Origin of the sequence: Dietzia sp. DQ11-38-2 (genome assembly GCF_014145055.1) — a bacterium.
GTDB lineage: Bacteria > Actinomycetota > Actinomycetes > Mycobacteriales > Mycobacteriaceae > Dietzia.
The window spans coordinates 1-9,886 of sequence record NZ_JAALDW010000033.1 but is presented as its reverse complement, the minus strand read 5'-3'; the positions used below and the strand labels follow the sequence as shown (position 1 = coordinate 9,886).

11 protein-coding genes are annotated in these 9,886 nt (G+C 70.5%); 1 reads left to right on the top strand and 10 read right to left on the bottom strand.

Annotated features, from left to right (window positions below; translation table 11 throughout):
* The 10 genes from G6026_RS01465 to G6026_RS01420 all read right to left on the bottom strand — a co-directional run.
* The coding region (locus G6026_RS01465) for an amidohydrolase family protein (RefSeq protein WP_182612039.1) at nt 1-358 on the bottom strand (358 nt) is incomplete at its 3' end.
* Nucleotides 355-1,296: an aspartate carbamoyltransferase catalytic subunit gene (locus G6026_RS01460; RefSeq protein WP_107756529.1), complete on the bottom strand. Its 942-nt coding sequence runs from the start codon at nt 1,294-1,296 to the stop codon at nt 355-357. The genes G6026_RS01465 and G6026_RS01460, both read right to left, overlap by 4 nt.
* Nucleotides 1,293-1,877, bottom strand: coding sequence for a bifunctional pyr operon transcriptional regulator/uracil phosphoribosyltransferase PyrR (gene pyrR / locus G6026_RS01455; RefSeq protein ID WP_182612038.1), 585 nt, complete (start codon nt 1,875-1,877; stop codon nt 1,293-1,295). Before pyrR ends, G6026_RS01460 begins: the two co-directional genes overlap by 4 nt.
* 68 nt (nt 1,878-1,945) lie before the next feature.
* Nucleotides 1,946-2,491, bottom strand: a complete 546-nt coding sequence (gene nusB, locus G6026_RS01450; protein ID WP_182612037.1) for a transcription antitermination factor NusB — start codon at nt 2,489-2,491, stop codon at nt 1,946-1,948.
* Nucleotides 2,492-2,493: 2 nt separating this feature from the next.
* Nucleotides 2,494-3,057 carry an elongation factor P gene (efp, locus tag G6026_RS01445; RefSeq protein ID WP_107756532.1) on the bottom strand — a complete coding sequence of 188 codons (564 nt, stop codon included), beginning with the start codon at nt 3,055-3,057 and terminating at the stop codon, nt 2,494-2,496.
* A 75-nt stretch (nt 3,058-3,132) separates the two neighbouring features.
* Nucleotides 3,133-4,233: a M24 family metallopeptidase gene (locus tag G6026_RS01440; protein WP_182612036.1), complete on the bottom strand. Its 1,101-nt coding sequence runs from the start codon at nt 4,231-4,233 to the stop codon at nt 3,133-3,135.
* The gene (aroB, locus tag G6026_RS01435) at nt 4,230-5,357 is read right to left on the bottom strand and encodes a 3-dehydroquinate synthase (RefSeq protein WP_182612035.1); all 1,128 of its coding nucleotides are present in this window, start codon (nt 5,355-5,357) and stop codon (nt 4,230-4,232) included. Before aroB ends, G6026_RS01440 begins: the two co-directional genes overlap by 4 nt.
* A gap of 46 nt (nt 5,358-5,403) precedes the next feature.
* Nucleotides 5,404-5,955 (bottom strand): shikimate kinase, encoded by a 552-nt coding sequence (locus G6026_RS01430; RefSeq protein ID WP_107756535.1) that lies wholly within the window; start codon nt 5,953-5,955, stop codon nt 5,404-5,406.
* The gene (gene aroC / locus G6026_RS01425; protein ID WP_309230244.1) at nt 5,952-7,154 is read right to left on the bottom strand and encodes a chorismate synthase; all 1,203 of its coding nucleotides are present in this window, start codon (nt 7,152-7,154) and stop codon (nt 5,952-5,954) included. The genes G6026_RS01430 and aroC overlap by 4 nt, the downstream gene beginning before the upstream one ends.
* A 38-nt stretch (nt 7,155-7,192) precedes the next feature.
* Nucleotides 7,193-8,266, bottom strand: coding sequence for an AraC family transcriptional regulator (locus G6026_RS01420; RefSeq protein ID WP_182612034.1), 1,074 nt, complete (start codon nt 8,264-8,266; stop codon nt 7,193-7,195).
* A gap of 70 nt (nt 8,267-8,336) precedes the next feature.
* On the opposite strand from G6026_RS01420, the gene G6026_RS01415 reads away from it, so the two are divergent.
* Nucleotides 8,337-9,857, top strand: a complete 1,521-nt coding sequence (locus tag G6026_RS01415; RefSeq protein ID WP_182612033.1) for an NAD(P)/FAD-dependent oxidoreductase — start codon at nt 8,337-8,339, stop codon at nt 9,855-9,857.
* Nucleotides 9,858-9,886 lie beyond the last annotated feature (29 nt).

Sequence of the window (9,886 nt, the reverse complement as noted above, 5' to 3'; positions counted from 1 at the left end):
CGGACCGGCCGATCCGCCACACGGAGTCGGTCACCGTCTGGTTGTCCTGCGGCGGCTGGGTGTTGGCCATGGCGAACACAGCGGTGTATCCGCCTCGCGCCGCGGCTGCCGACCCGGTGGCGACGGTCTCGGTGTCCTCGCGTCCGGGTTCGCGGAGATGGGTGTGGAGGTCGACGAACCCGGGCAGCAGGACGGCGCCGCCCAGGTCGTGGACCTCCGCGTCACCGGGCAGGTCGGCGCCGGCGTCGGGCCCGATCGCGGCGACGAGCCCGTCCCTGACCAGCACGTCGACGGGGTCGCCCTCCCCGTAGGGCCGGACCCGGCGCAGTAACAGGGTCGGGTGGTGGTGGGCGTTCACTCGGGGTTTCCTTCCGTTCCGACGAGGGTGTGGAGCAGTATCGACATCCGCACGTGGACTCCGTTGGTGACCTGTTGGAGGATCGCCGCGGACGGCGCGTCGGCCGTGTCGAAGCCGATCTCCATCCCCCGGACCATCGGGCCGGGATGGAGGACGACCGCGTTCTCGCGCAACCGGGCCGCGCGGGCGGGTCCCAGGCCGTAGCGCACCGCGTACTCGCGGGCGGACGGGAAGAAGCCGCCGTTCATCCGTTCGGCCTGCACGCGCAGCATCATCACCGCGTCCGCGCCAGGCAGTTCGTCGTCGAGGTCGGTGGACACCCTGACCGGCCAGTGTCCGACGCCCACCGGGAGCAGGGTGGGCGGGGCGACCAGTACGACCTCGGCGCCGAGGGTCGACAACAGCAGCGCATTCGACCGCGCGACCCGGGAGTGCAGGATGTCGCCGACGATCACCACGCGGCGGCCCTCGATCCCCCCCAGACGTTCCCGGATGGTCATCGCGTCGAGCAGAGCCTGGGTCGGGTGCTCGTGCATCCCGTCACCGGCGTTGATGACCGAGGGGCCGGCGCCTCCGGGGGCCACCCACCCGGCGATCTGGAGGGCCGATCCCGAGGCCGGATGGCGGACGATGAGCGCGTCGGCCCCTACGGCGGTCAGCGTCATGGCGGTGTCACGGAGGGATTCGCCCTTCTGCACCGAGGAGGCGCTCGCGGAGACGTTGATCACGTCGGCACTCATCCACTTTCCGGCGGTCTCGAAGGAGACCCGGGTCCGCGTGGAGTTCTCGTAGAAGACGGTCAGCACGGTCTTGCCCCGGAGGGTCGGGAGCTTGCGCACCTCGCGGCCGAGGAGCGCCTCCTTGAGACGGTCCGCCTCGTCGAGGATCGACAGCGCCGCGTCGCGGTCGAGATCGGCGGCGGAGAGGAGATGCTTCACAGGGTGTCCTCCGGAGTCGGCCGACGCAGGACCACAGTGTCGACCCCGTCCGTCTCCACGAGTCGGACGGAGACGCCCTCCTCACGCGAGGTGGGGACGTTCTTGCCCACGTAGTCGGCACGGATCGGCAGTTCTCGGTGCCCGCGGTCGACCAGGACGGCGAGTTGGACGCGCGCGGGCCGCCCGAGGTCTCGGAGCGCGTCGAACGCCGCCCGGATGGTGCGGCCGGAGAACAGGACGTCGTCGACCAGGATCACGGTCGCCCCGTCGACCCCGTCCGGCGGGACCGTGGTGGGGCTCATGGGGCGGTGCGGTCCCCCGGCGAGGTCGTCCCGGTACAGGGTGACGTCCAACGAGCCGGCGTGCACCGCGGCTCCGCTGAACTCGCGGATGCGCTCGGCCAGCCGATGGGCGAGGGGCACCCCGCGGGTCGGGATACCGAGCAGGAGGACGGGACCCGAATCCGGGGAGTCCGCGGCCGTGCGTTCGATGATCTGATGGGCCAGTCGGGACACCGTCCTGGCGACGTCGTCAGACGTGAAGAGTGAAACCGAGGTCGACTCCGGACCGTCAGTACTCACCGATCACCACCTCCTTGTCCGCCTCTCTGGACGGCTCGTTAAAGGGATAGCTTTCGGGTTGAACCCTATCAGTCCCCGGCCCCCGGCCCCGGCGGGTCGGGGGTGGGCTCCGACACGTGCGCGGTCGGCGCCGGATCGAGCGAGGACACCGCGCGTTCGGCGGCCCGGATGTGCTCGGCGAGACCGGCGACGCGGTCGAGGACGGCGTTGACGTAGGGAACCGACTTCTCGGCCGACAGGTCCGAGATCAGCAGCACGGACTGGTCGATCACGATCGCCGCGTCCACGTCCTCGGTCCCGAACAGCAGCTCCCACGCTCCCGCCCGCAGCACCGCCCGGTCCACGGCCGGCAGGCGCTCGAGGGTCCAGTCCCGCAGGTGCTCGGAGATCATCGAGTCGAGACGGTCCAGCCGCTGCGCCACGCCCGTGACGATCTCCATGGTGTACGACGCCACGTCGTGGAACTCCTGCGACTCCTCGCCCATCCGCCGGCGCTCCTCCGCGAGTGCCACCACATCGGCGTCGCGGAGTTCCGCCTCGAACAGCAGGGCCACCGCTCGCTTGCGCGCACGGAATCTCGATCCCCGGCGCCGGTGATCTGCCTCGTCCGCCATGGTCAGTCGTTCACCCGGCTGAGGTACCGGCCGTCGCGGGTGTCGATGCGGAGCTTGTCGCCCGTGTTGATGAACAGCGGGACGTGGACCTCGGCACCGGTCTCGAGTGTGGCGGGCTTGGTGCCGCCGGTCGACCGGTCACCCTGGAGACCCGGATCGGTGTGCTGGACCACCAGGTCCACCGCGACGGGCATCTCGGCGAACAGCGGCACGCCCTCGTGCATCGAGACCTGGACGCTGGTGTTCTCCAGGAGGAAGCGGGCACCGTCCCCCATCACGGCGGGCGAGACGTTGATCTGCTCGAAGTCCTTCTCGTCCATGAGGACGTAGTCCTCCCCGTCGCGGTATAGAAAGGTCATGTCGCGGCGGTCCACCGTCGCGGTCTCCACCTTGACCCCGGCGTTGTAGGTCTTGTCGACGATCTTGCCGGAAACGACGTTCTTGATCTTCGTGCGGACGAAGGCGGGGCCCTTACCCGGCTTGACGTGCTGGAACTCCTGGATCTGCCACAGGTTCCCCTCCTCCTTGAGGACGAGGCCGTTCTTGAAATCGGCGGTGGACGCCATGGTCGGTTCTCCTTCGCGAGTCGTCGGCGGGCGGCAGTGGACCGGCGCCGCGCGGATGTTCTGTGGGACGGCGGCTCAGAGCACGGTCAGCGCCGTCGACGTGGTGGTCAGGGATCTACCGCTCCCGCCGGTGACGGCCACGGTGTCCTCGATTCGGATCCCGCCGAGCCCGGGGAGGTAGATCCCCGGCTCGATGGTGATCACATCGCCGTCGGACAGTGTACTCGCGGACCTGGTGGACACCGCGGGCGCTTCGTGGACATCCAGTCCCACGCCGTGACCCAGCGAATGGCCGAAGTGCTCGCCGAACCCCGCGTCGGAGATGATGCCCCGGCTCACGCCGTCGAGTTCCCCGCAGGCCAGTCCCTCCCGAACCGCGGACACACCGGCGCGATGCGCGCGACTGACCACCTCGTAGGCGTCGAGGAGCCTGTCCGCGGCGCCCGCGAACGCCACCGTGCGGGTGCAGTCCGAGGCGTAGCCGGAGACGGTCGCACCGAAATCGACGACCACGAGATCGCCGGGGGCGAGCCGCCTGTCCCCCGGGACGTGGTGCGGGAACGCCCCGTTGGGACCCGAGGCGACGATGGTCTCGAACGCGACGCCGTCCGAACCAGCCCGTCGCATGGCGTGTTCGAGGTCCGCTGCGACCTCACGCTCGCTGCGGCCCGGGGCGAGTACGCCGTGGGCGAGCACATGGGTCCAGGCGTCGTCGACGACCCGGCAGGCACGCTCGATGAGACCGATCTCGACACTGTCCTTCGTCCTCCTCACCCGCTCCACCACGCCACTGGTCTCGACGAGCGGCGCGTCCGCGGCTCCGAGGTCGGCGAGCACCCGCCGCAGCGCGCTCGCCGCGGACAGGGTCATCGCGTCCGCCTCGACCGCCAACGGCGCGTCGGCGGGTCCGCGTCGACGTCCGAGAACCCCCGCGACGTACTCGCGCGAGATCACGTGCCCGACATCCGGGGCCTGCTCGACGACCTGGAGTTCGTACCGCGAATCCGTGCACAGGACGGCCTCGCCGTCGTCCTCCACCAGAACGGCCCCCCCGGACCCGCGGAACCCGGTCAGGTAGGCGATGTTCCGGGGGTCGGTCACGAGGAGTGCGGCAGCGCCCGCCTCCGCGGTCGCGGAGGCGACTGCGCGCCGACGGTCCGCCAGCCGGTCACTCACAGCAGCACCCCGCCGCCGCTGGGCTTGTTACCCTCCGAGATCGCGGCGTAGGCCGCGGTCATGAGGGACGGGTCGGGAGCCTCCATCCGTGCCGGACGGGCCAGTCCGTCGAGGACCACCAACCGGAGGAATCCGGAGTGGTTCTTCTTGTCCCCGGACATCAGCTCGAGCAGCCGGGGGAAGGCGTCATCGTGGTATCCGGTGGGCAACCCCAGGGAGGACAGGATCGACGCGTGTCGGTCCGCCGTCGCGTCGTCCAGACGCCCCGCCAGCCGGGCAAGCTCCGCCACGAAGCACATCCCCACGCTCACGGCCGCCCCGTGCCGCCAGCGGTACTGCTCACGGCGCTCGACCGCGTGCCCGAGTGTGTGACCGTAGTTGAGGATCTCCCGGGGACCGGACTCCTTCAGGTCCCGGCCCACCACGTCGGCCTTGACCTGGACACTGCGTCGGATGAGGTCGACGATCGTCTCCCCGGTCGGGTCGAGCGCGGCCTGCGGGTCCGCCTCGATGAGGTCGAGGATCCCCGGGTCCGCGATGAAACCGCACTTGACCACCTCCGCCATGCCCGAGATCAGCTCGTTGCGCGGAACCGATTCGAGGGTGGCGGTGTCGACGAAGACGGCGGCCGGTTCGTGGAAGCTCCCCACCAGGTTCTTGCCTGCATCGGTGTTGATCCCGGTCTTGCCCCCCACGGCGGCGTCCACCATGGCGAGCAGCGTGGTGGGGATGTGCACCACGCGCACCCCGCGCATCCAGGTGGCGGCGACGAATCCGGCGAGGTCCGTCGCCGCCCCGCCGCCCAGGCTCACCACGGTGTCCTTGCGGCCCAGCCCGATCTTGCCGAGCACGTCCCAGCAGTACCCCGCCACGGCGAGGTCCTTGCCGGCCTCCGCGTCGGGGATCTCGACGCGGTGCGCGTTGACGCCGGCGGCGGCGAGTTGCTCCCGCAGCAACTCGGCGGTCTGCGTCAACGGCGGCTGATGGAATATCGCCAGGTTCCGCGACTCCGAGCACGCCTCGAGGATCTCCGGCAACAGTCCGCGGCCGATCACCACCGGATAGGGGGCGGCGGACCGCACATCCACCACCACGGGCTCGGTGGTGTCTCGGTCTCGGTTCATGAAGGACTCCCGCTCATCGTTCGACTGATCTCACTTCTCGCCGGACTCACGATCGGTCCGCCGCGCTGCGCGCGTGCGGGTCACCGGACTCGAGTCTGTCGACGATCTCCGTCACCACCTTGCCCGAACTCCTGCGCTCGGTGCTCACGGTCGACCACGCGACCTCCCGGTAGAGCGGCGCCCGCTCGGTCAACAACGCCTGGTACCGCGCCGTCACGTCACCGCCGGCGAGGAGTGGGCGACCGGCGCCCCGGGACCTGCGCACCCCCTCGGCCACCCCGATCGTCAGATGGATCACGCGGTGACCGCGGAGCCGGCCGCGGGTGGTCGCCGACAGCACGGCACCGCCCCCCAGCGAGAGGACCCCGCTGAAGGTCTCCAGCGCCTCCCCCACGACCCTCTCCTCGATCGCGCGGAACGCGGGTTCACCCTCCTCCGCGAAGATCTCGGGAATCGACCGCCCCTCGGCCTCCTCGATCATCTGATCGGCATCACGGAACGGAACGTCGAGCCTGCGGGCCAGCTTGCGCCCGATGGTCGTCTTGCCGGCACCCGGCGGACCCACCAGGACGGCGACCGGCCGTGCCGGGTGGTTCATGCCGGATCCGAGTCCCAGTCCAGTCTCGCCGCCACGGCGTCGAGGTACCCTTGCGCGTTGCGCCGGGTCTCCGACACCGAGTCCCCGCCGAACTTCTGCAGGACAGAGCGTGCGAGGACCAGCGCGACCATGGATTCCGCGACCACCCCGGCGGCGGGGACCGCGCAGACATCGGAGCGCTGGTGGATGGCGGTGGCGCCGGATCCGTCCGCCATGTCGATGGTGCTCAGCGCGCGCGGCACCGTGGAGATGGGTTTCATGGCGGCGCGGACCCGCAGGACCTGCCCGTTGGTCATCCCGCCCTCGAGTCCACCCGCGCGGTTGGTACGGCGTTCCACGCCGTCGTCGCCCCGCACCATCTCGTCGTGCGCGACGCTGCCCCGGCGACGCGCGGTCTCGAAACCGTCGCCGACCTCGACCCCCTTGATCGCCTGGATCCCCATGAGGGCTCCCGCAAGCTGGGCGTCGAGGCGCTCCTCGCCGGACACGTGCGAACCGAGTCCGATGGGCAGCCCGTGGACGACCACCTCGACCACGCCCCCGAGCGTGTCCCCGGCCTTCTTGGCGGCCTCGATCTCGGCGATCATGGATTCCCCGCTCGCGGTGTCGAAGGCACGCACGGGACTCTCGTCGATGACCGGCAGGTCGGCGAACGTGGGTTCGGGCCCGGTGTAGGGATCGGAGGCGCCGATGGAGATCACGTGCGAGAGGACCTCCACGCCCAGGACCTCACGCAGCACCGCCCGCGCGACCGTCCCCGCCGCGACCCTGGCCGCGGTCTCGCGTGCGCTGGCGCGTTCCAGAACCATGCGGGCGTCGTCGAAGTCGTACTTCACCATCCCGGCGAAGTCGGCGTGGCCCGGGCGAGGTCTGGTGAGGGTGGCCGCGCGGGCCTTGTCCTCGATCGCATCGGGGTCGATGGGATCCGCCGACATGATCGTGTCCCACTTGGGCCACTCGGTGTTCCCGACCTCGATCGCCACGGGCGAGCCCATGGTGCGACCGTGGCGGACGCCGGCCAGCACCCTGACCGCGTCGGCCTCGAACTTCATCCGGGCGCCGCGGCCGTAGCCCAGGCGGCGACGGGCGAGCTGCGCCGCGATCTGGTCGGTCGTCACCTCGACACCCGCGATGACGCCCTCGACGATCGTCACCAGGGCCTGGCCATGCGATTCTCCGGCGGTGGTCCACTTCAGCACGTCGCCGATCATCCCACGTCCGGGTCCCACCCGGCACATCAGGCCCGCCGGGCCGCCGGCGTCCGGGTGCGCGAGGCGACCGAGGCCCGGTGCGGGGTGGTACCGGTGAGTCGCCGGAACGCGTGGATGAAGCTCGACGCCTCGGCATATCCCAACCGGATGGCGACGTCCTCGACGGACAGCAGACCGGTAGCCAACATGCGGTCTGCCAACTCGACCCGGACGTCGTCCAGCAGGCGTTGGTAGGAGGTGCCCTCCTCCGCCAGACGCCTCCGCAACGTCCGTGGACTCACCCCCAGTTCGGCGGCCACCGACGACATGGGTGCCCCCTGGGAGAGACGTCCGGTGATGGCGACGCGGACCCGGCTGCTCACCGGCCCGCGGTTTCGTCGGGTGGCGGCGAGGTCTCTGCAGAGCGCCTCCGCCACCGCCACCGTGGCGGCACTGCCCTGGGGGAGCGGACTGTCGAGGTGGGCGGCGTCGAATACGGCCGTGACCCCGACCCCGCCCTCGGACGACGACGCCACCGGCCCCAGTCGTTCACCGTAGGCCTCGAGGGTGGGCGCGGATCGGCCACCGCGGAACACGACCTCGGTGAAAGGCAGGCCGCCGGGGACGAGGTCGCCGAGAACGGAGTGGATCGCGAAGAGATCCCTGTCCACCAGGAACTCGCGGACGTCCCCCGGAAGGGTCGTGCCCCCCAGGCGGGCCTCGATCCGGTCCCCGGTCGTCTCCACCGCGATCGTGCTGAAGATGTAGCTCAGGTCGATGAAGCGCAGTGTCGTGGCGATCACCTCGCGGAGTGTGGGGCTGGACAGCAGGGCGTATCCGAGGATCCCGAAGGTCGTCAACCGGTAGGCGGACCCGACCTCGGCGGCGAGCGCGGGACGGTGTCCCGCGGCCGTCCGGAGGTTGCGGATCGCGGCCAGCTCGCTCTGCGGCGCCACCAGCAGGTCGGGGTTCGCCAGGTCAGTGGGGCTCAGCCCGACCCCGCGCAGGATCGCCCCCGCCTCGATGCCGAGAGCGCCGCCCGCCTCGACGAGTACACCGATACCGGTGGCCGATCGGGGGAAGTCCCAGTGCGGCACGGCGGGATCCTCCCAGGAGTTCATGGCCGGAATTATGGATTATCAGGCCGGGAAAGTCTGTGGCCACGCCGGGCCGGCGTCATACGGTCTCATCATGACTCCTTCCCCCTCCCCCACGCAGACCACGCGACGGCGACCCCGGGTCCTCATCATCGGCGCGGGATTCGGCGGCCTGGGTGTCGCCTACGAACTCACCCGTGGCGACCTCGCCGACGTGACGATCCTCGAGAAGGCCGACGACGTGGGCGGGGTGTGGAGGGACAACACCTACCCGGGAGCGGCGTGTGACGTGCCGTCGAACCTCTACTCGTACTCGTTCCACCGCAAGACCGACTGGGGCCGTCGCTACGCGGAGCAACCCGACATCCTCTCCTACATCCGTGAGACCGCAGACCGGTTCGGTCTCCGTGACAAGGTGCGCACGGGGACCGAGGTGACCTCGGCGACCTTCGACGAGGACACCGCCACGTGGACGGTCCTCACCGACTCCGGCGACACCTTCGAGGCCGACGTCCTGGTTCCGGCCGTCGGCCAGCTGTCCCGGCCGGCCTACCCGGACATCCCGGGGCTCCAGACGTTCGCGGGGCCGTCATTCCACTCCGCTCGGTGGCGTCACGACGTCGACCTCACCGGCAAGCGGATCGCCGTTCTCGGGACCGGGGCCTCGGCGATCCAGTTCGTCCCCCGCATCCGCGAGGCCGCCTCCCATGTGACGGTCTTCCAGCGCTCGGCGCCGTGGGTGGTGCCCAAGCCGGACCGGGCCTACACCGACACCCACCGTGCCGCCTTTGCCCGGGTTCCCGGCCTGATCCCCGCGATGCGCGGTGCCATCTGGGAGACCACCGAGGCGATCGGCCTGGCCCTGACCTCCGCGCGGCCGCTGGCCCGGATCCTGAGCGGGCTGGCCAGAGCCAATCTCAGGCTGACCGTCAGGGATCCCGCGTTGCGAGCCGCGCTCACCCCGACCGAGCCGATCGGGTGTAAGCGGATGCTGTTCAGCAACGGGTGGTACCCCGCGCTCGCCCAGCCGGACGTCGACGTGGTGACCGACGGCATCGCCGAGGTCGTGCCCGACGGCATCGTCACCGTGGACGGACAGCTGCACCCCGCCGACGTCATCATCTACGGCACCGGTTTCAAGGCCACCGAGTTCCTGGCACCCATGACCGTGCGAGGGCGAGGGGGACGGGACCTGCACGAGCAGTGGCGTGAGGGCGCCCGCGCCTACCTCGGGATGGCCGTGCAGGGTTTTCCCAACATGTTTCTCGTCTACGGCCCCAACACCAATCTCGGGAGCAGTTCGATCATCCTCATGATGGAGCAGCAGGCCCGCTACATCCGCCAGATCGTCGAGGGACTGGCCGAGGCGGATCGGCCGGCGGCCCTCGAGGTCCGCCGGGAGGTCGACGACGCCTACGACGCCGAGATCATGCGGCGTCTCGACGACTCCGTCTGGAGCGGATGCGACTCCTGGTACCGGGTCGGCTCGGGACGAGTCACCACCAACTGGCCCGGACTGGTCCACGAGTACCAGCGGCGGACCCGGACCGCGGACACGTCCGACTACGAGACCGTGACGGCACGTCGCCCGGACGTGGCGACGACGGCCGGTTAGGGCACCGCGCGACGGGGGCGCCGCCGCCG